Annotated in this window: 16 protein-coding genes; 11 read left to right on the top strand and 5 right to left on the bottom strand. The window is 72.5% G+C overall.

Going from position 1 to position 23,025, the window contains the following annotated elements:
* Nucleotides 1-103: 103 nt before the first annotated feature.
* Nucleotides 104-2,389 (bottom strand): FdhF/YdeP family oxidoreductase, encoded by a 2,286-nt coding sequence (locus tag K7396_RS27235; protein ID WP_152105219.1) that lies wholly within the window; start codon nt 2,387-2,389, stop codon nt 104-106.
* Nucleotides 2,390-2,675: 286 nt separating this feature from the next.
* On the opposite strand from K7396_RS27235, the gene polA reads away from it, so the two are divergent.
* The 5 genes from polA to K7396_RS27260 all read left to right on the top strand — a co-directional run bounded on the left by polA (nt 2,676) and on the right by K7396_RS27260 (nt 9,915).
* Nucleotides 2,676-5,414 (top strand): DNA polymerase I, encoded by a 2,739-nt coding sequence (gene polA / locus K7396_RS27240; RefSeq protein WP_152105218.1) that lies wholly within the window; start codon nt 2,676-2,678, stop codon nt 5,412-5,414.
* 210 nt (nt 5,415-5,624) lie between these two features.
* Nucleotides 5,625-6,326 (top strand): rhomboid-like protein, encoded by a 702-nt coding sequence (locus tag K7396_RS27245; protein ID WP_223660217.1) that lies wholly within the window; start codon nt 5,625-5,627, stop codon nt 6,324-6,326.
* 242 nt (nt 6,327-6,568) lie between these two features.
* On the top strand, nt 6,569-8,356 hold the full coding sequence (locus K7396_RS27250; RefSeq protein WP_223660218.1) for a lytic transglycosylase domain-containing protein: 1,788 nt from the start codon (nt 6,569-6,571) through the stop codon (nt 8,354-8,356).
* A 284-nt stretch (nt 8,357-8,640) separates the two neighbouring features.
* On the top strand, nt 8,641-8,775 hold the full coding sequence (locus tag K7396_RS27255) for an SPW_0924 family protein (RefSeq protein ID WP_152104946.1): 135 nt from the start codon (nt 8,641-8,643) through the stop codon (nt 8,773-8,775).
* Nucleotides 8,776-8,886: 111 nt separating this feature from the next.
* On the top strand, nt 8,887-9,915 hold the full coding sequence (locus K7396_RS27260) for a DUF3068 domain-containing protein (protein WP_152104947.1): 1,029 nt from the start codon (nt 8,887-8,889) through the stop codon (nt 9,913-9,915).
* A gap of 38 nt (nt 9,916-9,953) precedes the next feature.
* Here the strand turns inward: K7396_RS27260 and K7396_RS27265 are convergent, their stop codons facing one another.
* Both K7396_RS27265 and K7396_RS27270 read right to left on the bottom strand, forming a co-directional pair.
* Nucleotides 9,954-12,806, bottom strand: coding sequence for an ATP-dependent RNA helicase (locus K7396_RS27265; RefSeq protein WP_152104948.1), 2,853 nt, complete (start codon nt 12,804-12,806; stop codon nt 9,954-9,956).
* A gap of 808 nt (nt 12,807-13,614) precedes the next feature.
* The gene (locus K7396_RS27270; RefSeq protein ID WP_086717409.1) at nt 13,615-14,436 is read right to left on the bottom strand and encodes a class I SAM-dependent methyltransferase; all 822 of its coding nucleotides are present in this window, start codon (nt 14,434-14,436) and stop codon (nt 13,615-13,617) included.
* 378 nt (nt 14,437-14,814) lie between these two features.
* Between K7396_RS27270 and rpsA the strand changes: the two genes are divergently transcribed.
* The 5 genes from rpsA to K7396_RS27295 all read left to right on the top strand — a co-directional run bounded on the left by rpsA (nt 14,815) and on the right by K7396_RS27295 (nt 20,155).
* A complete protein-coding gene (rpsA, locus tag K7396_RS27275; RefSeq protein WP_086717408.1) occupies nt 14,815-16,332 on the top strand; it encodes a 30S ribosomal protein S1 in 1,518 nt (505 codons plus the stop codon).
* 522 nt (nt 16,333-16,854) lie between these two features.
* Nucleotides 16,855-17,808, top strand: a complete 954-nt coding sequence (locus K7396_RS27280) for a PAC2 family protein (protein ID WP_086717407.1) — start codon at nt 16,855-16,857, stop codon at nt 17,806-17,808.
* A gap of 302 nt (nt 17,809-18,110) precedes the next feature.
* A complete protein-coding gene (gene coaE / locus K7396_RS27285; protein ID WP_086717406.1) occupies nt 18,111-18,701 on the top strand; it encodes a dephospho-CoA kinase in 591 nt (196 codons plus the stop codon).
* A 191-nt stretch (nt 18,702-18,892) separates the two neighbouring features.
* A complete protein-coding gene (locus K7396_RS27290) occupies nt 18,893-19,213 on the top strand; it encodes a cupin domain-containing protein (RefSeq protein ID WP_223660429.1) in 321 nt (106 codons plus the stop codon).
* 519 nt (nt 19,214-19,732) lie between these two features.
* Nucleotides 19,733-20,155: a tetratricopeptide repeat protein gene (locus K7396_RS27295; protein WP_086717405.1), complete on the top strand. Its 423-nt coding sequence runs from the start codon at nt 19,733-19,735 to the stop codon at nt 20,153-20,155.
* A gap of 314 nt (nt 20,156-20,469) precedes the next feature.
* Here K7396_RS27295 and K7396_RS27300 read toward each other — a convergent pair whose 3' ends face one another.
* Both K7396_RS27300 and K7396_RS27305 read right to left on the bottom strand, forming a co-directional pair.
* Nucleotides 20,470-20,787 (bottom strand): DUF6343 family protein, encoded by a 318-nt coding sequence (locus tag K7396_RS27300; RefSeq protein ID WP_167392744.1) that lies wholly within the window; start codon nt 20,785-20,787, stop codon nt 20,470-20,472.
* Nucleotides 20,788-20,858: 71 nt separating this feature from the next.
* A complete protein-coding gene (locus tag K7396_RS27305; protein ID WP_086717403.1) occupies nt 20,859-22,424 on the bottom strand; it encodes a UvrD-helicase domain-containing protein in 1,566 nt (521 codons plus the stop codon).
* 178 nt (nt 22,425-22,602) lie between these two features.
* On the opposite strand from K7396_RS27305, the gene K7396_RS27310 reads away from it, so the two are divergent.
* Nucleotides 22,603-22,767 (top strand): hypothetical protein, encoded by a 165-nt coding sequence (locus K7396_RS27310; protein ID WP_158101115.1) that lies wholly within the window; start codon nt 22,603-22,605, stop codon nt 22,765-22,767.
* The last annotated feature ends 258 nt before the right edge of the window (nt 22,768-23,025 follow it).

A 23,025-nucleotide genomic window follows, 5' to 3' on the forward strand; every position in this document is an offset into this window, starting at 1 on the left:
TTCGCTCGCCCGTGATCGTCGTCGATCCCTGCCTGTTCCTATCAGGCCCCTGAGCAAGCGCTCAGCGCGGGGTGGTCGTTCCCGCCGCCCGGCCCGCCGGCGGTCACTCCTCGCGGGGGCTCTCCAGGCGGATCACCAGGGACTTGGCCGCGGGGGTGTTGCTGGTGTCGGCGGTGTGGTCCAGCGGGATGAGGACGTTGGTCTCGGGGTAGTAGGCCGCCGCGCAGCCGCGGGCCGTGGGGTAGTGCACCACGCGGAAGCCGGGCGCGCGCCGTTCGCTGCCGTCCGTCCACTCGCTGACCAGGTCGGCGTACGCCCCGTCGGCCAGGCCCCGTTCGCGGGCGTCCTCGGGGTGGACGAGGACGACTCGGCGGCCGTTCTTGATGCCGCGGTAGCGGTCGTCGAGGCCGTAGATGGTGGTGTTGTACTGGTCGTGGGAGCGCAGCGTCTGCAGCAGCAGCCGGCCCTCGGGGACGGCGGGGTACTCGACGGGCGCGGCGGTGAAGTTGGCCTTCCCCGTGGCGGTGGGGAAGCTGCGGCTGTCCCGGGGGGCGTGCGGGAGGGCGAAGCCCCCGGGGCGGGCCACCCTGGCCTGGAAGTCCTCGAAGCCCGGGACGACGCGGGAGATGCGGTCGCGGATCGCCGCGTAGTCCTTCTCGAACTCCTCCCAGGGGGTGCGGCTTTCCGCGCCCAGGACGCGGCGGGCGAGGCGGGTGACGATGGCCGTCTCGGACAGCAGCTCGGGGCTCGCGGGCTCCAGCCGGCCGCGCGAGGCGTGCACCATGCCCATGGAGTCCTCGACGGTCACGAACTGCTCGCCGCCGGCCTGCAGATCGCGTTCGGTGCGGCCCAGCGTCGGCAGGATCAGCGCGCGGGCGCCGGTGACCACGTGCGAGCGGTTGAGCTTGGTGGAGACGTGGACGGTCAGCCGGGCGCGGCGCACGGCGGCCTCGGTGACGTCGGTGTCGGGGGTGGCGGAGACGAAGTTGCCGCCCATCGCGAAGAACACCTTGGCCTGCCCGTCGCGCAGGGCGCGGATGGCGCGGACCACGTCGAGGCCGTGCTCCCGGGGCGGGGCGAAGCCGAACTCCTTCTCCAGGGCGTCGAGGAAGGCGGGCGCGGGCCGCTCGAAGATGCCCATGGTGCGGTCGCCCTGGACGTTGCTGTGGCCGCGGACGGGGCACACGCCGGCCCCGGGGCGGCCGATGTTGCCGCGCAGCAGGAGGAAGTTGACCACTTCCCGGATGGTGGGGACGGAGTGCTTGTGCTGGGTCAGGCCCATCGCCCAGCACACGATGGTGCGGCGCGAGTCGAGGATCATGGCCAGCGCGCGTTCGATCTCCTCGCGGGTCAGGCCGGTCGCGCGCAGCGTCTCGTCCCAGTCGTCGTCGGCGCGGGCCCGCTCCGCGAACTCCTCGAAGCCGTGGGTGTGGGTGCGGATGAAGTCCTCGTCGAGGGCACCGTCGGTGTCGAGGAGGAGGCGGTTGAGGGTGCGGAAGAGCGCCTGGTCGCCGCCGAGGCGGATCTGCAGGAACAGGTCGGTGAGCGCGGTGCCGCCGCCGGCCAGGCCGCGCGGGGTCTGCGGGTTCTTGAAGCGTTCCAGGCCGGCTTCGGGCAGCGGGTTGATCGAGATGATCTTCGTCCCGCCGGTCTTGGCCTTCTCCAGGGCGGTGAGCATCCGCGGGTGGTTGGTGCCCGGGTTCTGCCCGGCGATGATGATCAGGTCGGCCTCGTAGAGGTCCTCCAACAGGACGCTGCCCTTGCCGATGCCGAGGGTCTCCGTCAGCGCGGAGCCCGACGACTCGTGGCACATGTTGGAGCAGTCGGGGAGGTTGTTGGTGCCGTATTCGCGGGCGAACAGCTGGTAGAGGAAGGCGGCCTCGTTGCTGGTGCGCCCGGAGGTGTAGAAGACGGCCTCGTCGGGGGAGTCGAGGGCGGTCAGCTCCTCGCCGACGAGGTCGAAGGCCCGCTCCCAGGTCACCGGCTCGTAGTGGTCGGCACCCTCGGCCAGGTACATGGGGTGGGTGAGGCGGCCCTGCTGGCCGAGCCAGTAGCCGCTGCGGGTCGCGAGGTCGGCGACGGAGTGGGCGGCGAAGAAGTCCGGGGTGACACGGCGCAGGGTGGCCTCTTCGGCGACGGCCTTGGCGCCGTTCTCGCAGAACTCGGCGGTGTGCGGCTTGCCGGGCTCGGGCCAGGCGCAGCCGGGGCAGTCGAATCCGTCGCGCTGGTTGACCCGCAGGAGGGTGAGGGCGGTACGGCGGACGCCCATCTGCTGCTGGGAGACGCGCAGGGCGTGGGTGATGGCCGGCAGCCCGACGGCGGAGTGCTGGGGTGCGCTGACCTCGGGTGCGTCCTGGACGGGATCCGATGCGGGCGGCTTGCCTGCCATGGCGCTCTCCTCGAGCCGTGAACCGGTGCTCGCTCCGCCGGGCGCGGCGGATCGTTGCCGTACACATCCGATCCTGTCACGGACGGGTGGGGCGGTGTAGGGGCGAGCGCGGCGGGTGGCCGGGGGGTGCGGCCGACGGGGCGTCGGGGCCGGTCCGGGACGGTGCGCGGGGCTGGGCCCGGGAGGGGTCCGGACGGGCTCCGTGGCGGGGCCGGGGGCCGGGCGCGGAGCGGAGCGGTGGCCGTCGCGGCGGGGATTGTCAGTGGGGCGTGGCAGGATCGGGGGCGTGGCAGCAAAGGCAGCGAAGAAGAGCGAAGCGACCGGCACCGAGGCGGCGGCGGGCGGCCGTCCCCGACTGCTCCTGATGGACGGGCATTCCATGGCATACCGGGCGTTCTTCGCCCTGCCCGTGGAGAATTTCACGACCGTCACGGGACAACCGACCAATGCGATCTACGGCTTCGCGTCGATGCTCGCGAACACCCTGCGCGACGAGGCGCCCACGCATTTCGCGGTGGCCTTCGACGTCTCGCGCAAGACCTGGCGCTCCGAGGAGTTCGCCGACTACAAGGCGAACCGTTCCAAGACGCCCGACGAGTTCAAGGGCCAGGTCGAGCTGATCGGCGAGCTGCTCGACGCGATGCACGTCAAGCGGTTCGCGGTCGAGGGCTTCGAGGCCGACGACGTCATCGCCACGCTCACCGAGCAGGCCACCGCCCAGGGCTTCGAGGTCTCGATCGTCACGGGCGACCGCGACTCCTTCCAGCTGGTCTCCGACGACGTCACGGTCCTCTACCCCACCAAGGGCGTCTCGGAGCTGACCCGCTTCACCCCGGAGAAGGTCTTCGAGAAGTACGGCCTGACCCCCGCCCAGTACCCGGACTTCGCCGCGCTGCGCGGCGACCCGTCGGACAACCTCCCCGGCATCCCCGGCGTCGGCGAGAAGACCGCCACCAAGTGGATCAACCAGTTCGGTTCGTTCGCCGAGCTGGTGGAGCGGGCCGAGGAGGTCAAGGGCAAGGCCGGCGCCAACCTCCGCGAGCACCTGGACGCCGTGAAGCTCAACCGCCGGCTGACGGAGATGGTGCGCGACGTCGCGCTGCCGTGCGGCCCGGCGGAGCTGACCCGCCAGGCGTACGACCGCGAGGCGCTCACGGTGTTCCTCAACTCCCTGGAGATCCGCAACCAGGGCCTGCGCGACCGGCTGCACGCCGTCGACCCCGGAGCGGCCGAGGCCGCCGAGGAGGCGGCCCCCGCGCCGGGCGTCGAGGTGGACGGCGCGGTCATCGGCACCGGCGAACTCGCTCCGTGGCTGGCCGAACACGCCACCGGCCCGCTGGGCGTGGCCACGGTCGACGTCTGGACCCTCGGCAGCGGCAGCGTCGCCGAGGTGGCGCTCGCCGCCCCCGGCGGCCCGGCCGCCTGGTTCGACCCCGCGCAGCTCGACGAGGCCGACGAGCGGGCCTTCGCCGCCTGGAGCGCGGACGCCGACCGCCCCAAGATCATGCACAACGCCAAGGGCCTGATGCGGGTCTTCGGCGAGCACGGCTGGACCATCGACGGCGTCACCATGGACACCGCCCTCGCCGCCTACCTGGTCAAGCCCGGCCGCCGCTCCTTCGCGCTGGACGCGCTGTCCCTCGAATACCTGGGGCGCGACCTCGCCCCGGCCGCGGCCGGCGACGGCCAGCTGGCGTTCGGCGCGGACGAGCAGGCCGAGGCGGACGCCCTGATGGGCCAGGCCCGCACGGTCCTCGACCTGGGCACGGCGTTCGGGACGAAGCTGGCCGAGGTCGGCGCGGCCGAGCTGCTGCGCGAGATCGAACTGCCGACCAGCGAGCTGCTGGCCCGGATGGAGCGGGCCGGTATCGCCGCCGACCGGGGCTGGCTGGAGCGGATGGAGCAGCAGTTCGCGGGCGCGGTGCAGCAGGCCGTCAAGGAGGCGCACGACGCCGCGGGCCACGAGTTCAACCTCGGCTCGCCCAAGCAGCTCCAGGAGGTCCTCTTCGGCGAGCTGGGCCTGCCCAGGACCAAGAAGACCAAGACGGGCTACACCACCGACGCCGATGCCCTGGCCTGGCTGGCGGCGCAGACCGACAACGAGCTCCCGGTGATCATGCTCAGGCACCGTGAGCAGGCCAAGCTGCGGACCACCGTCGAGGGCCTGATCAAGACCATCGCCGCCGACGGCCGGATCCACACCACCTTCAACCAGACCGTCGCCGCCACCGGCCGGCTGTCCTCCACCGACCCCAACCTCCAGAACATCCCGGTGCGTACGGACGAGGGCCGGGCGATCCGCCGCGGCTTCGTCGTCGGCGAGGGCTTCGAGTCGCTGCTGACCGCCGACTACAGCCAGATCGAGCTGCGGGTGATGGCACACCTCTCCGAGGACGAGGGCCTGATCGAGGCGTTCACCTCCGGCGAGGACCTGCACACCACCGTCGCCTCCCACGTCTTCTCGGTCGACACGGCCCAGGTCGACCCGGAGATGCGCCGCAAGATCAAGGCGATGTCCTACGGCCTGGCCTACGGCCTGTCGGCGTTCGGCCTTTCCCAGCAGCTGGGCATCCAGCCCGACGAGGCCCGCAAGCTGATGGACAACTTCTTCGAGCGGTTCGGCGGCGTGCGCGACTACCTCCAGCGCGTCGTGGAGGAGGCCCGCGCCACCGGCTACACCGAGACCATGCTCGGCCGCCGCCGCTACCTCCCCGACCTCAACAGCGACAACCGCCAGCGCCGCGAAATGGCCGAGCGGATGGCGCTCAACGCCCCGATCCAGGGCACCGCCGCCGACATCGTCAAGATCGCGATGCTGCGGGTGGACGCCGCGCTGCGGGCCGCCGGGCTGCGGTCCCGGATGCTGCTCCAGGTCCACGACGAAATCGTCGTCGAGGTCGCCCCCGGCGAACGCAAGAAGGTCGAGGAACTGCTCCGCCGGGAGATGGCCGCGGCGGTCCAGCTGCGCGCCCCGCTGGACGTCTCGGTCGGCTCCGGCAAGGACTGGGAGTCGGCGGCGCACTGAGCCGGCGAAGCGGGCCGGGTGCGGCGCGGAGGTCTCGCGCCGCACCCGGCCGCACGGCCCGGCCGTACCGAGCCGCACAGCCCGGCCGGCACCGCATACCCCACCGGGCCCCGGCCGGCTCCGGCCCGCTCGACGATGGCCCGGAAGCGGTCGTCGTCCGACGCGTCATGGAGCGTGTCCACCTCGGAAGCGCTCTGCTTTGATCACCGCGTGATACGTCGTGCGGCCCGAGCGCTGGGCACCTATGTCTCCCGCAGCCCGGTCACGACCGGCTATGCCGGACTGCTGCTGTCGACCCATCTGTGGTGCACCGCGATGCTGTCCCCCGCGGACGCACAGCGTGTGATGCTCGGCGTCAGTACGAATCTGGACAACCTGCAGGACCATCCGCTCCGGGTACTGGCGGGCAGCATGCTGTTCTTCGACGGCACGCTGACCGAGATCACCTCGGAGGCCTTCGCCGGCACGCTGATCACGCTCGGCCTCGGCGTCATCGTGTGCCTGGCCCGGCTGGAGCGACGGTACGGAGCGAGGCGTGCCTATGCCCTCTTCGTCCTGGGGCATCTCGCCGCCACGCTGCTGACCGTGCCGGTGATCCACCTGGGCCTCGCCCACGGCTGGTACCCCGACAGCGTCCGGCACGCCACCGACTTCGGCATCAGTTACGGGGCCGAGACGGTCCTTGCGGCGAGTGCGCTCCTGCTGCGCCGGGCGCGGTGGCTCGCGGCGGCCGGTGTCGTCGCCTGGCCGGTGCTCGGCGGCGACTGGAGCGGGACACTGCCCGACTTCACCACCGTCGGACATCTGCTGGCGGCCGCCATCGGCTTCGTCTGCGGGGCCTTCCTGCTGCGCGCCGTCCGGCGCACCGCCCCGGCCCCGGCACCGCAACCCGGCCCGGCACTGGTCGAGTAGCCCTACGAGCACCGAGGGCGCGGGTGTCCGACGGGCGCTCGGGGCGCCGTCACCTCAGCGCCGCGCGACATGACGGAGCGTGAAGGGCATGACGCCTCTCCCAGGATCGATTCAGATCATTATGTGTCCGATGTTGGTGGTAGATGCCTGGCCCGACTTGTCGTAGTGTCACCTGAGTTGGAGCGCTGGGGAGCGCGACACCGTGTCAGGGACGCGGTGGGGCAACGCGGAGGGGACCACGTATGGCAGCCACATACCGAAGGCGGCTCCAGAGGGGAGCGGCCTCGACAGCCGTGGCGGCCCTGGTGCTCGCCGCCCTGACGGCGTCTCAGGCACCGACCCTCTCCGAGACCGCGGCGGCCCGGAAGCAGAAGCCCGCCCCGCCCGCCGACACCCCCATCGACGGCGGTTCGGCGTACTTCACCGACCGGCCGCCCCTCAACAGGCCCGCGCCGCACCCCAAGAAGCACGAAAGCGGCCCCGGCCCCGTCGTCGTCACCGGGCCCGCCGAGGCCGGCCTGCCCGCCACCGTCCTGGCCGCGTACAAGAAGGCCGCATCGGCGGTCCACGCGTCCGACCCGGGCTGCCGGCTGCCCTGGCAACTGCTCGCCGGCATCGGCAAGGTCGAGTCCGGGCAGGCGCGCGGCGGCGCCGTCGACGCCGAGGGCACCACCCTCCAGCCGATCATCGGCCCGCAGCTCAACGGCCACGGCTTCGCCCTGATCACGGACACCGACGGCGGCCGCTACGACGGCGACCTCACCCACGACCGTGCCGTGGGACCGATGCAGTTCATCCCCTCCACCTGGTCCAACGGCGGCCCCGACGGCGCCGGTTGGGGCGCCGACGGCAACGGCGACGGCAAGAAGGACCCGCACAACGTCTTCGACGCCGCGCTCGCCGCGGGCCACTACCTCTGTGCCGGCGGCCGCGACCTGTCCGCCCAGGGCGACCTGGACCGGGCGATACTCGGCTACAACGACTCCGAGGACTACCTGCGCACGGTGCTGTCCTGGTACACGTTCTACCGCAAGGGCACCCACGAGGTGCCGGACGGCCGGGGCGTCCTCCCGGTGCACCACGGCGGCGCGGGCCGGACCGGCGACCGCGACGTCCGTACGCAGCCCGAGCACGGCGCCGGCGCCCCGGACCGCCACCCGGGATCCGGCAAGCCCGGTAAGGCCGGTAAGCCGGACCGCCCCGGCAAGCCCGGCGGTTCCCACGGCACCGGCCCCACCCCGGGCGGCACGGGAACGCCCTCCCCGAAGCCCACCCCGACGCCGCCCGCCCCGAAGCCGCCGACCGAGCCCACCCGGCTCACCGTCCTCGAACGGGTCGGCGACGAGGACCTGAGCGCCACCGCCGGCGGCGAGTTCGCCACGTCGCCGCGGGTGCGCGCCAAGGACGCCGCGGGCCAGGCCGTCGCCGGCGCACCCGTCCGCTTCACGCTGCCCGCGGCCGCCGGCGCCCGCTTCCCCGGAGGCGCCACCAGCGTCACCGTCCCCACGGACAAGGACGGCCTCGCCACCGCCCCCACCCTGCGTGCGGGCGACAAGGCCGGCGCCTTCACCATCCGGGCCACCGCCGTGGGCCGCACCGCCCCCGCCGTCGCCTTCGGCGCCACCGTCGAGGCCAAGCCCGCCCCGAAGGCCGACAAGATCGCCCGCACCTCGGACAAGGAGCTGACGGCGACCGCCGGACAGCCCTTCGCCGAGGACGCGGTCGAGGTCGAGGCCACCTACCAGGGCAAGGCCGTACCGGGCGCGGCGATCACCGCGACCATGATCACCGCAGGACCGAAGCCCGAGGAGAACGACAAGGGCCCCTACTTCAAGGACCCCGAGGCCACCGGCGCCGGCAAGGGCAAGCCGGTCCGCACCCTCACCGGGCTCACCACGGACGCCAACGGCCTGCTGAAGCTCCCGAAGATCTACACCGACAAGCACGCCGGCACGTTCCTGCTGCGGCTGACCACCGCCGACGGCGCCGTCCTCACCGTCAAACTGAAGGTCGCCCCGGCCGGTTCCTGACCACACGGCGGCCCGGCCGACCGGCCGGGCCGCGACCGCACCCCGCCCCGGCACCCCGGCCGGGTCCCGACCGCACCGCCGGTCCGCCGGGCCAGGTGCCCTGCCGCGCCACCCGGTCCGCCGCCACGGCCGGCCGGTCAGCCGGGCCGGCCACCGCGCCGGCCCGTCACCGCCGTTCCGCCCTCCGTCCGGGGCGGGACGGCGGTGCCACGTGTTCTCATCTCGGCCGCCCGTTGCTACGGTGCCCCCGCCCTGACGCTGCATCAGCTCTCGGGAGGCCGACCATGCGCGCCCTGACAGCAGCCGCGGCCGGACTGGCCGCCGCGCTCGCCCTCGTCCTCACCCTCACGGCGACCGGCGCACCCGACGGCACGACCTCCCCCAAGCCGCTGCTCACCACCGTCCCCAAGCACCCCTGACGGAGGGACGCCACCGCCATGCGCCGCACCGAGCCCCCGGGGGAGCCCGCCCCCGCGCCCCCGGCCGACCCCCGCACCGCCCGCCCCGGCCGGCGCCGAGAAGCACGAGGCATGCGCCGCACGGCGAGCCTGGTACTGCTCGCCTTCGCCGTCTTCTTCACCGCCCTGTCGCCGCTGATGCGGTGGTACGCCTTCCCCCGGCTCGCCAAGATCCCGCCCGGCCAGTACCAGGACATGGTCCTGGAGGCCCGGCCCGCGACCCTCCTCGACTACGGGACGATGAAGGCCGAACGCGTCCCCAAGGTCACCATCGTGCAGACCCTCAAGGGCGATGTCGCCGCCTCCGAGCGCATCGAGCAGTCCGCGGGCCGCGACGTCGTCGTCTGGGACGCGCTGTCCTACGTCGTCGGCCCCGACGGCAAGATGGTCTCCGAGATCCCCGAGCGCTACCTCTTCGACGCGCACTCCCAGGAACCCGTGCACGCCACCGGCGAGATGGTCGACGGCGACCCGGTCCGCCGCGAGGGCATCGAGTTCAAGTGGCCGTTCCTCACCGAGAAGCGCGACTACGCCTACTTCGACGCCCAGACCCGCACCTCGGCACCCATCCACTACAAGGGGACCCGCACCTTCCACGGCCTGGAGGTCTACTGCTTCGAGCAGACCATCCCCTGGACCAAGGTCGCCCTCCCCAAGAAGATGCCGGTCAAGGGCATCACCCCCCGGTCCGTCGAGAAGATGGGGACCACCCGCTGGTACACCACCAAGCGGATGTTCTGGGTGGAGCCGGTCACCGGCGCCCCGGTCAACGGCGAGGAGATCCACCAGGAGGAACTGCGCGGCGGCGATCTGCTGCCCGGCGGCGGCAAGGTCACCGCCTTCGCCGGCCATGTGAAGATGCGCGCCGACTACGTCGACTCCACCGTGGCCCTGGTGACCTCGCAACGCACCCTCGTCCTGCTGCTCACCAGCTACCTCCCCTGGGGATTCCTCGCCCTCGGCGCCGTACTGCTCGCCCTGAGCCTGCGCCTCGAAGCCCGCGGCCGCCGCCCCCGCGCACCGGCAGGCGAGCCGCCCGTCCCCGCGCCGCCGTCGAGCGGCGAGGCGTTGTCAGTGCCGGACCGTAACGTGGACACATGACGTCAGCGAGCCGCCTCCGCGCCCCTCCCGCCCCGCGCTCAGCCCCGCTTGAGCCGCGCCGAGGTGTGCCGGGTCGGCTCGGCCGCCGAAGGGTCCTCCGGCCAGGGATGCTTGGGGTAGCGCCCGCGCAACTCCGCGCGCACGGACCGGTATCCGTCCCGCCAGAACGACGCGAGATCCGCCGTGACGGCAGCCGGACGCCCCGCGGGCGACAGCAGATGCACCAGCACGGCCACCCGCCCGCCGGCCACCCTCGGCGACTCCTGCAGACCGAACAACTCCTGCAGCTTCACGGCCAGTACGGGCTGCTCGCCGTCGTAGTCCACCCGCACCCGCGAACCGCTCGGCACCTCGATGCGCTCCGGCGCCAGCTCGTCGAAGCGCGCCGCGTCACCGGTCGCCCACGGCAGCAGCCGGGACAGCGCCTGCCCCGCGTCGACCCGCGCCAGATCGGCCCGCCGCCGCGCCCGGCCCAGCTCCACCCCCAGCCACTCCTCGGCCCGCTCCAGCAGTGCGGCATCCGACACATCGGGCCACGGCTCGCCCAACTCCCGATGCAGAAACCCCATCCGCTGCCGCAGCGAGACCGCCGCCGGCGCCCACCGCAGCAGACCCGGCCCCTCCTTCCGCAGCCCCGAGACCACCGCGTCCCGCACCAGCCCGGGATCCGGCGCGGACAGCGGCCGCGACACCAGCTCGATCGCCCCCAGCCGCGTCACGCTCCTGGCCACGACATCCCCGTCCGACCAGCGGACCTCGTCACCCGAGGCGTACAACGCCCGCGCCGCGGCACACGCCGTCTCCTCGTCGATCACCGCCGCGAGCCGGACCCGCGCGGACACCGCCGCCACCGGCCGGTCCGCCACCGCGACCGCCAGCCACCCCGCATCCCGCAGCCCCGACCCGGCACCCCCGCCCGAAGCCCCCGGACCGCGCCCCCATCCGGCCCGCTGCCCCGCGGAGCCCGCTCCCGCCAACTCGGCCCCCGTCCCCGACGCCATCAGATAACTCCCGGCCCCCCGGGCCCGCGCCACCCGCTCGGGAAACGCCAACGCGGCGATCAGCCCGGCGACGGCATCGTCGCCACCCGCCGCGGCACGACCACGGGAGCGGCCGGCCCGGCCGCTCCCGCCCTCCCCGGAGCCCCCCTCGGCACCGACACCCGATCGGGCCCGGCCGCCCGCATCTGCCCCGGCCACTGGGGCGTCCGAGCTTGCAGGGGCTGCAGGGGCTGCAGGGGCTGCAGGGGCTGCAGGGGCAGCTTGGGCGTCCGAGCGCGCCTGGGCCTCTGTGACCTCCGCGACCTCCGCGTGAGCGTCCGATTCCGCCCCGTCCATCGCGCCGGCCTCCACGCCCGCGCCCGCCCCGGCCCTCGGCTCACCCGCCGCCGACGCCAAGCGCCGCGCCTCCTGCCGCCACCTCGCCGCGTACGCGTCGCCGCCCCGCCGTGCCGTACGCCACGCGGCCGCCAGATCGTCCCCGTACGCCCGCGGCGGCTCCTCGCTCAACAGGGCGACCACCTCGGCGGCGCGCCGCACACCGACCTCCGGCGCGCCGTCCAACAGGGCCCGCGCCAGCCGGGGGTGCAGCCCCAGCCTCGCCATACGTGCGCCCCGTGCCGTCACCCGGCCGGCGCCGTCCACCGCGCCGATCGCCGTCAGCACCTCCCGCGCCGCCGCCAGCGCGCCGGCCGGCGGCGCATCGAGCAGGGCCAGCCCGGAGGCCGCCGGATCGCCCCAGCAGGCCGCCTGCAGGGCGAATGCCGTCAGATCGGCGACCTTGATCTCCGGATCGGGGAACGCGGGCAGCCGCCCGTCCTCGCCCTCCGACCAGCAGCGGTACACCACACCCGGCGCCTCACGCCCCGCCCGCCCGGCGCGCTGACGGCCCGCCGCCCGGGAGGCACGCACGGTCGTGAGCGCACTGAGCCCCCGCGCATGATCCGTCCGCGGCACCCGCGCCAGCCCGCTGTCCACCACCACCCGCACGCCCGGCACCGTCAGGCTGGACTCGGCCACCGACGTCGCCAGCACCACCCGGCGCCGGCCGTCCCCGCCCGCCAGCACCGCGTCCTGCACCTCGGCCGGAGCCCGCCCGTGCACCTGCAGCACCTCGGCGTCCACCCCTGCCAGCTCCCCGGCAACCCGCCCGATCTCTCCGACGCCGGGCAGGAAGCACAGCACGTCACCGGCCTGCTCGCGCAGCGCCCGCCGCACCACGGCCGCCACATGCGCCAGCAGCGCCGGATCGACCCGCATCCCGTGCGCCGGCTTCACGGGCCGCTCCGGCGGCGCCCACACGACCCCCACCGGATGCGACACACCCGCCGCCTCGACCACCGGCGCCGCGCCTTCCGGGCCGCCCAGCAGCCCCGCCCACCCCTCGGCATCCGTCGTCGCCGACGCCGCCACCAGCCGCAGCTCGGGCCGCAGCGTCTCCCGTACGTCCAAGAGGAACGCCGCGGAGGTATCGGCGTCGAGATGCCGCTCATGGCACTCGTCGAGCACCACCACATCGACGCCCACCAGCTCCGGATCCCGCTGCAGCCGCTGCAGCAGCACCCCGGTCGTCACCACCTCCACAGCGGTACGGGGCCCGGCCCGCCGCTCCCCGCGCACCGTGAACCCGACCCGGTCCCCGACCTTCTCGCCCAGCAACCAGGCCATCCGCCGCGCCGCCGCACGGGCCGCGATCCGCCGCGGCTCGGCGACCAGCACCCGCCGCCGCGGCCCCTCGCCGGCCAGCCCCGCCAGCTCCAGCGGCACCAGCGTCGTCTTGCCGGTGCCCGGCGGCGCGCACAACACCGCGGCACCACGCCCGTCGAGGGCGCCCCGCAGCGCGGGCAGCGCAGTACGCACGGGCAACTGCTCAAGAACATCACGACGGATCACGCCCCCAGTCTGCCGCCCCGACAGGCCCCACAGGCCGGCTGCCCCGGCGTCGGCACCACCGGCCGGCCGGCCCGGCGCGGGCGCCACCGGCAGGCTGCCCCGATGGGGGTGCCACCGGTCCGCGGGCTTCGTCGCGTCCGCCACCGCGGGGCTGTCAGTTCGGGCTGCCACCACCGAGGCGGGCGAATTGGGCCGTCATCACCGGGGCCGGGTGGCTCGGGCCGGCAGGGGCGGCGCCTCGCTGGTGGCATCGCCGGACGGGGCGACTCAGACTGCCGCCGCTGGCCCGCTGGCCCGCTGGCCCGCTGGCCCGCTGGCCCGCTGGCCCGCTGGCCCGCTGGCCCGCTGGCCCGCTGGCCCGCTGGCCCGCTGGCCCGCCGGCCTGCGGTCGTCAGGGCCGGCCTGCGCGGCCGTCGGGGCGCGGAAGCCCCGGAACCGATGAAGCCGCGGAACCGATATGGGCCAATGGGCCGAGGCGGCGCCACGAGCCCGCTACGGAGCGCTGACGCCCAACCGGACCCCGGGGACAACCGGGCGCCCCCAACGGCTCAACCGGACCCCGTGAGCCAGGCCGAGGCGAGGCGACGAACCCGGTCCGGAGCCCACCCCTCCGACCATGGCCGACAGATCCGCCCGGGGCATCCGGGTGCCACCCGGCCCCGGAACCCGGTCCTTCGCCTCGCCGCCGGAGGCCCTGCTCCGCTTCCTCCGGCCCGTAGCCAGTGGGCCCGAGACCCCAATGGCCCAACCCGCCCCAACGGGATCCAGGCGTCCACAAGGGGGCCCTGGGGCTACAGGCCAGGTGCCGCTAACCCTCCGCCGAGCACACGAAGATCGCCGTCCCCGGGATCAGATGCCCCCGCAGCGGGGACCAGCCGCCCCACTCCTGGGTGTTCCATTCCGGCCAATCCGGCTCGACGAGATCCTCCAGCCGGAACCCGGCGGCCACCACGTCCCGCACCCGGTCGCCCAGCGTGCGGTGGTGCTCGACGTACACGGCCCGGCCGGACTCGTCCTGCTCGACGTACGGCGTGCGGTCGAAGTAGGAGGCCCCCACCGACAGCCCCTCGGGTCCCGGTTCGTCGGGAAAGGCCCAGCGGATCGGGTGGGAGACGGAGAAGACGAACCGGCCGCCCGGCCGCAGCACCCGCCGCACCTCGCGCAGCACCCGCACCGGATCGGCGACGAACGGCAGCGCCCCGTACGCGGAACAGGCGAGGTCGAAGCTGGCGTCGCGGAACGGCAGCGCCCCGGCGTCCGCCTCGACCAGCTGGGTCGCGTCGTCCGGCGACCCCTCGGCGATGCGCAGTGCGTGCTGCAGCTGCCGGTGGGAGAGATCGAGCGCCACCGGGAGCGCCCCCTGCGCCGCCAGCCAGCGGGAACACTGCGCCGCACCGGCCCCGATCTCCAGGATCCGGCGCCCCTTCAGGTCGGCGGCCGGCCCGAGCAGCGCCGCGTCCGCCTCGTCCAGTCCCTCGGGGCCCCAGACGAACCGGTCGTCCCCGAGGAAGGCGCCGTGCTCGCTCTGGTACTCGTCCGCGTTGCTGTCCCACCAGCCCCGGCTGGCGCGGCTGCTTTCCGTATCGGAGGCGTCACGGCGAGTCGCCTCCGGCTCGTGGTCTTGGTTCATCGCGCCCGTCGTCGTAGTGTTCGCTCTGCTTGTCGCTGCAGGGACTGTGAGGCCGTTCGACCTCGCGGAACATCGCGTGTGCCGGTTATGGGGTGATCTGCCCCCGGTGTGCGCGTTCGCGCATTGACCGGGTCCGGCTGCCCCCGTATGCTACAAGTTGCGCTGCGGGCTTGCGCGCCTCAGACGGAGCAGGCCGCGCTCGCATCTGTATGTATGTCCCCTCGGTTTTGAGGCGTTGCGGGTCGCTCCGAATGCTCCGGCATTTGCGGGCTACCAGTGAATACGTCTTTGACACTGTCCGGCTTATGCAGAGGCGATACGGGCTCTCGGCGTAGCAGTACCTACGACTTCAATGTCCGTACCGGAGCCCTTTCCCACATGACGAGCAGCACCGAGACCACCGCCACCACCCCGCAGGTTGCGGTCAACGACATCGGTAACGAGGAAGCCTTCCTCGCCGCGATCGACGAGACGATCAAGTACTTCAACGACGGCGACATCGTCGACGGCGTCATCGTGAAGGTCGACCGGGACGAGGTCCTGCTCGACATCGGTTACAAGACCGAAGGTGTGATCCCGAGCCGCGAGCTCTCGATCAAGCACGACGTCGACCCCAACGAGGTCGTCGCCGTCGGTGACGAGATCGAGGCCCTGGTTCTCCAGAAGGAGGACAAGGAAGGCCGCCTGATCCTCTCGAAGAAGCGTGCCCAGTACGAGCGCGCCTGGGGCACCATCGAGAAGATCAAGGAAGAGGACGGGATCGTCACCGGTACCGTCATCGAGGTCGTCAAGGGTGGTCTCATCCTCGACATCGGCCTCCGTGGCTTCCTCCCGGCCTCCCTGGTCGAGATGCGCCGCGTCCGCGACCTGCAGCCCTACGTGGGCAAGGAGCTCGAGGCCAAGATCATCGAGCTGGACAAGAACCGCAACAACGTGGTCCTGTCCCGCCGTGCCTGGCTGGAGCAGACCCAGAGCGAGGTCCGCCAGACCTTCCTCACCACCCTCCAGAAGGGTCAGGTGCGCTCCGGCGTCGTCTCCTCCATCGTCAACTTCGGTGCCTTCGTGGACCTGGGCGGCGTCGACGGTCTCGTCCACGTCTCCGAGCTGTCCTGGAAGCACATCGACCACCCGTCCGAGGTCGTCGAGGTCGGCCAGGAGGTCACGGTCGAGGTCCTGGACGTCGACATGGACCGCGAGCGCGTGTCCCTGTCGCTCAAGGCGACCCAGGAAGACCCGTGGCAGCAGTTCGCCCGGACCCACCAGATCGGTCAGGTCGTCCCGGGTAAGGTCACCAAGCTCGTTCCCTTCGGTGCGTTCGTGCGCGTCGACGAGGGCATCGAGGGCCTGGTCCACATCTCCGAGCTGGCCGAGCGCCACGTCGAGATCCCGGAGCAGGTCGTCCAGGTCAACGACGAGATCTTCGTCAAGGTCATCGACATCGACCTCGAGCGTCGCCGGATCTCGCTGTCGCTGAAGCAGGCCAACGAGTCCTTCGGCGCCGACCCGTCGGCCGTCGAGTTCGACCCGACCCTGTACGGCATGGCCGCGTCGTACGACGACCAGGGCAACTACATCTACCCCGAGGGCTTCGACCCCGAGACCAACGACTGGCTCGAGGGCTACGAGACCCAGCGCGAGGCCTGGGAGAACCAGTACGCCGAGGCGCAGCAGCGCTTCGAGCAGCACCAGGCTCAGGTCATCAAGTCCCGCGAGGCCGACGAGCAGGCTGCGGCCGAGGGCGCTGCGGCGCCGGCGGCGCAGGGTGGCGGCCAGGCCGGCGGCGGCCAGGCCGGCGGCGGCTCCTACTCCTCGGAGTCGGCGGACAACTCCGGCGCCCTGGCGTCGGACGAGGCCCTCGCCGCCCTCCGCGAGAAGCTGGCCGGCGGCCAGAGCTGAGCTTGCGCCAACAGCAGCGACTCGCTGCTGGGCACTAGCCGATAGTCGAAGGCCCGCCCCCCTCCGGGGGGCGGGCCTTCGGCGTGTTTGGGGGATGGGGTGGTGGGGCGGGCGGCACGGTGTTTTGATCCGGCCGCCGTCTGTGCGTGGAGCCGTATCCTCCTTCCCGCCCTCGGCTCTCGTACGGGTGCTTCGTGCGGTTCGTGCGTCGCTCCCCCCCGCGCGCGCCCGTCGCCTATCGAGCCTGTGTCTCTCCTGCGTTGACGCCCGGGCGAAGCGGAGGCCATGGCTTGAGTGGGGGAGAGGCGCCGCGCAACGCGGGGCGGGGGAGGCACAGTGGTGAACCCTGGTTATGCGTAGGTGAGTTTGCGTCTCTGGATCGGTGTGAGGTCGACCGGAGGGTGCGTTGGCGGGACCTGGGAGCCGGGGCAAGGTGGGGGGAGACAGGGGCGTCCGCGTCGTCGGGAATGCTCGCGTGGGATCGTGCGTTGCCGCTGATGAGAACGAGGAGGAGCGGTCACTGTGTTGGATCCCCAGGGTTTGTACGAATGGGAGCCGAGCGGGCTCGCGGAGGTCGAGGCGATTGCCTCCAGGGACTCCGCCGGACTGGTGCTGCTGTACCACTTCGACGGGTACATCGACGCCGGCGAGACCGGCGACCAGATCGTCGCGAGGCTGCTGGACGGCCTGCCGAACCAGGTCGTCGCCCGCTTCGACCACGACCGACTCGTCGACTACCGTGCCCGTCGCCCGCTGCTGACCTTCGAGCGCAGCCGCTGGACCGCGTACGAGACCCCGAGCATCGAGCTGCGGCTCGTACGGGACACCACCGACGCACCGTTCCTGCTGCTGTCCGGGCCCGAACCCGACGTCGAGTGGGAGCGGTTCGCGGGTGCCGTGAAGGAGATCGTGGAGCGTCTCGGGGTGCGCCTCTCGGTGAACTTCCACGGCATCCCCATGGGCGTCCCGCACACCCGTCCCGTGGGCATCACCCCGCACGGCAACCGCACCGACCTGATGCCCGGTCATGGCGGCTTCTTCGACGAGGCGCAGGTGCCCGGCAGTGCGGAGGCGCTGATCGAGTTCCGGCTGGCGGAGGCGGGCCACGACGTTCTGGGCGTGGCGGCGCACGTACCGCACTACATCGCCCGGTCCGCGTACCCCGACGCCGCGCTGACCGCACTGGAAGCCGTGACGGCCGCGACCGGGCTGGTGCTCCCCGGCGCCGCGCATTCACTGCGTACCGAGGCGCTGCGGACGCAGGAGGAGATCGAGCGGCAGATCTCGGAGGGGGACGAGGAACTCGTCGCGCTGGTCAGCGGGCTGGAGCATCAGTACGACGCGGTGGCCGGGGCGGAGAGCCGGGGGAACCTGGTGGCCGAGCCGGCGGAACTGCCATCGGCCGACGAGATCGGCCGGGAGTTCGAGCGCTTCTTGGCGGAGCGCGAGGGTGAGGGCGGCGCGGGCGGGGCCTGAGCGCGCGGCGGGAGCGGGAGCGCGGTTGGTGGCTGGGGGTGGCTCGGTTCCGGTGCGGGTGGGGCTGCGTGTGGCCGGAGCCCCGGGACGGCTGGAGTTCCGGCGGGCCGAGTTTTGCCGGGGCTGAAGTTCCGGCAGGGCTGGTTGTGATGGAGGGGCGAAGCCGGTCGAGGGGGCTGAGCGAGGCCCGATCCGGGCGAAGTCGGGCTCGGGCGAGGTCGGCTTCGGATGAGATGGGGGTCCGGACGAAGCTGAGCCCTCCTGGCCACCTGCCGTGTGGCCGCAGCGTATAGCGTGGGCCCATGGTGAAGGTGGGGCTGACCGGCGGTATCGGTGCGGGCAAGAGTGAGGTTTCGCGGTTGCTGGCGTCGTACGGCGCGGTGATCGTGGACGCGGACAAGATCGCACGGGAGGTCGTCGAGCCCGGTACGCCCGGACTGGCGGCTGTGGTCGAGGAGTTCGGAAGCGACGTCCTCGCCCCGGACGGCACGCTGGACCGGCCGAAGCTGGGACGGATCGTGTTCGCCGACCCCGAGAAGCTGAAGGCGCTGAACGCGATCGTGCACCCCTTGGTGGGGGCGCGGTCGGCCGAACTCGAAGCGTCGGCCGGGCCGGACGCGGTCGTGGTGCACGATGTCCCGCTGCTGACGGAGAACGGTCTGGCGCCGCTGTACGACCTGGTCGTCGTGGTCGACGCCGCGCCGCAGACCCAACTGGACCGCCTGGTGCGGCTGCGCGGCATGGCACAGGACGAGGCCGGCTCCCGGATGGGGGCCCAGGCGACCCGCGAACAGCGGCTTGCCGTCGCGGATCTCGTCATCGACAACGACGGACCGCTGGAGGCGCTGGAACCCCAGGTCCGCGCCGTGTGGGAGCGGCTGCGGAGCGCCTGAGGCCGGAAGGTACCCTCGCCGCCATGACTGCTCCTTCCGGCTTTGATGCCCAGACCTCCGCCACCGCGTCCGCCACCACCGCGGAGCCCGGATCCGACCACGGCCCCGGCTCGGTTTCCGAGCCCGAGTCCGCCACGGCGCCTGTTCCCGGCGATCCGGCGCCCGCGTCGTTCGTCGTCAATATCCCCGGCATCGCGGACGCCGATCTGGAGCCGGAACCGCTGGACGCTTCCCAGATCGTCGCCGGCGATCCGGTGGTCACGGGCAAGGTGCTGTGGGAGTCCCCGGACGGGCAGCAGATCCGCGGAATCTGGCAGATCACGCCGGGCGTCGTGACGGACACCGAGGCCAATGAGCTGTTCGTGGTCGTCAGCGGGCGCGCCACCATCGAGGTCGAGGGCGGCCCGGTGCTGGAGGTGGGCCCCGGCGACGCCTGCGTCCTGCGCGAAGGCGACCGCACGCAGTGGACCGTTCACGAGACGTTGCGCAAGGCGTACCACATCAGCCTGTAGGGACGCGGACCCGAGCCGGGGGCGAGCCACGAGCCCATGGGCAGTCGGACGGGAACCCGTATGGGCAGCTGAACGGCGGCGACGGGCTGGCGGCCAGGGGGGCGACGGCGCGAGGGGTGCTGGCTTGAGCCTTCGTTTCGTCTTGCGTTGGTTATGGCCGGCCGTCGGTCAGGGCCGGCGGCCAGTCGTGGCTGTCCCGCCGCCCATGACAGATCGCCGATCATGGCCATCCCATTCGTCCGGGTCGTGACCTGCCCCAGCCCGAGTGCCCGCGCCGTCTTGCCTCCCCCTTCCCGCGGCGCGTTTCTCCCGTCGGTTCGCCTGTCGTCCTTCGTGAACTCTGAGTGCCGTCTGGATGGCCTCTGCCCCTTCGGGGCGTGTGCTTGCCCTGAGGGTGGGAGAGTCGGTTGAGGTCTTGTCGGCCGGGGAATGCCGCGACCGACGGGATTGTTGTGCCGCAGGTAGCGCCGTACGGTCCGTGGCTGATGCGTGCCCCGACGGCGAGGGAGAGGAGCAGCCGTGCCCGAGAGCAGCCCCGAGACGCATGTCATCGACTTCCGCGCCGCGGAGCAGCTGTTGGCGGCCCGTGACCCACGCGGTGCGATCCGGCTGCTGGACTCGGTCATCACCGCGCACCCTGAGAACACCGCCGCCCGACTGCTGCGGGCCCGTGCCTTCTTTCTCTCCGCTCAACTGCGGCCCGCAGAACTCGAGTTCCAGATCGTGCTGGAACGTGAGCCGGACAATGCCTTCGCGCACTTCGCGCTCGGCCGCACCCTCGAGCGCGCCGACCGTGCGGAGGAGGCGCTGCGCCACTTCCGACTGGCAGCGGCGCTCGAACCGCGCCCGGAGTTCGTCGAAGCCGCCCGTTTCGCACCCGGAACGGGCACCGGCGATCAGGACCGCAACCGTCCGGACGGCGATCCCGGCGATTTCGAGTAGCCGCACCCTCCGCTAGCCGCGCCCTCCGCGTCGCTCGCACCGTCCCGTCGGCGGCGCTCTCTGGGGCGGAGGTGCACGCTGCGCCGCCCGTCCCTCTCTTTCGGCTGCCGTCTCTGCGGCCCGCGCCTTCTGCCTCGGATGCACCTTGCGTGTATCGCCCGCGCCCTCCGCGTCGGCCGCATGTCCGTGCTCTCCGCTGTGCCCGTGCCCTCCCTCTGCGTCGATCGCTGCCGGATGTCACTCCTCCCTGGCCATGGTGGCGCCGACCCGTTCTGTCGCGTGTCGCGATACACGGGCCCCTCGCGCCGCGGTTTCTACGGCTTGGTGTTCCGTCTCCGGCCGGCGGGGCCGTTCCGTATGCCGAAGGCGTCGTTCCGGCCTCGGTCGGGGGCGTACGGCGGTATGTCCCTTCCCGGCTGGTAGTGCGGTCCCTGGCGGATGTGGCGGATCACCATGACCAGGTCCGTGACGGCCACCATGGCCAGTGCGGCGCACGCCGCCGCCCATTCCGGCCGCCCGGCATTGATGAAGGCCACGGCTCCGGCGATCGCCCACAGCAACCCCCACAGCGCCAGTCCGCAGCGGATTCTCAGCGGGCTGCGTGCCTGAAGGGGCTCATTTCCCGTACGCATCGGCACCCATCTCCCACCTCCAGGATCCTCCCGTTCGGTGCGCCGGTCACTCGTCCCCGGCACTTCTTTCCCTAGCTTTTCCTGAGACGTGTTGGTCTGGACTTCGGCTCTTCCAGGGGTGTCCTTGTGGCGGGGCCGATGAGGCGTGGGTCGGAGGGTGGTGGGGCGCCGGAGGGGTGGCTGTTGATCCAGGACAGTCCGCCGATGTCGAGGAGGGAGCGGGCACGGGTCACAGCGACATAGGCCAGGCGGGCCTCGTCGAGGTCGATCGGGCCGGGCGCCGGGGTTCCGTCGTCGCCGGGCTCGTCGAGGTCGTCGGGGCCCGTGAAGTCGTCCGCGATGCGCACGCTTGCCCACTCCCGGCCCTTGGCCCGGTGGGCCGTGGACACCGTCACTTCGGCAAAGTCCTCGTGCGAGAGCTGTCCCAGGGCGTGCAGCAATGCTTCCGTGCCGTGCTCGTCGACGAGTTCCACCAGGGGCAACAGGTCCCGTCCGGCCGGATCGAACTCCGCGTACTCGCGCAGCTCGGCCCAGGTCTCGAAGAGCATCAGCTCCGGGTGGACGGTGCGACGGCCGGCTTCGAGATCGTAAGCGGCGCGTGCGAGGGCGCCGAGAGCCTCGCCGCCGCCCGCGAGGGCGACGCGCCGGCCCGCCTCCAGTTGCCGTATCACCTCCACCATCGCTCCCACGTTCGTCCGGCACAGGATCGCCTCCGGTGCGCGGACCGTACATAACTCCGTGTCCAGGCAGGGTGATCCGGTGAGCCGGATCGGGGCGCCGATGATGGTGAGCCAGCGATTGGCCTCGGCCGCGAGTGCCGGTCCGAAGCGGAACGAGCGGGAGAGGCTGAGCTGTTTGCCGTCGAAGCCGGTCATGACGTCGCGCGCGCCGCGCCAACCGTAGATGGCCTGGGCCGAGTCTCCGACCAGCACCAGTTGTGCGTGGTCGCGCTGTGCGGTGAAGACCTGCTCGACCACGGGGTTGGTGTCCTGCGCCTCGTCCAGCAGCAGGAAGTCCGCCGGGATGACGGGGGCGCGCAGCGCCCACATCTTGAGGTAGTGGTCGTGCTCGAAGCGGACGACGCCGCGGTCAGGGTGCTGCAGGTCGGCCCAGGCTCTGCGGGCGTAGGGGAGGACGAGATCGGCGAGTTGTGCGTGCAGCGTGGCGGCCTCTGCTCCGCGCAAGGGTGGGACGTGGTGCGGTGCGATCTCCTGGTCCGCCGACTGGCAGAAGCGGGTGACGGTGCGCAGGACCGTGTACGAGAGGGCCTTGTGGGTCATCTTGCGTGCGCCGATGCGCACGGTCATGGTCTCGTCGATGCCCAGGGCGGCGCCCGTGCGCCACCCTGCTCGCCGCGGGGCGTTCATCCGTGCCTGGTAGCGCCTGCCCACTGCGGTGTAGGCGAGGGCGTGGGCAGTGCCGCAGGACACTTCGGCGGGAAACGATCGCGTGGCATGACGCGCGACGGCTCTGTTGAAGGCGATGTACCGGCCTGTTCGACCCTGCCGGCGCGCGGTGCGGGCGAGCATCGCGAGGGTCGTCGTCTTGCCGGTCCCGGCACCGGCCTGGATCACCAGGTGCGAGCCGGTCGGGAAGGCCTCTGCCGCTGCGGACTGCTCGGGCGTGGGGACGTGCATGGCGTGCTCCTCACCGATTCCATTCGATTACTGAGAGTGATTGCGTCGCTGACGGTAGCGGATTTCGGGTGGAGGGCGAGAAGGGCTTTTGCGGGCTGTGGATAACTCCGGCGGGGGCGCAGAAGGGCCTGGTCAGGGCGGGGTGGCACGGCGTTGTCAGTGCCGTCTGCTTCCATCGATGACGATGCAGATGCCGAGGGCGAAGTCCATGGCGCAGACGCAGACGCCGCTGCTCACGCCGGTGGCGTCGGCGCGGCTGGGTGCCGGGCGGGGCGCGGCCGACAGGCGCCGGCTCGGGTCAGGCGCGCGTCCGGTGCTTCATGGCTCGGCGCAGGTGTACTGAGGGAGGTGGGAAGGCTGGGGAGGGACGCGGGAGGCGTGGCACGTACGCCCTAGACTCGCAGGTCGGGGCGGCGATGCAGTGGACGGTCGAGCAGCGAACGGCCACGCGGCGGACGTCGATGCCGCGGGCGCCCGAGCGGCGATGGCCTGCACGGCGGACGGCCGTGTCGTGCCCGGCCGAGTAGCGAACGACCAGGCAATGAACGCCCACACAGTGCACAACCAGGCAACGGTGAGCAACCGAGCAACGGTGAACGCC

Source organism: Streptomyces angustmyceticus (assembly GCF_019933235.1).
Lineage (GTDB): Bacteria > Actinomycetota > Actinomycetes > Streptomycetales > Streptomycetaceae > Streptomyces > Streptomyces angustmyceticus.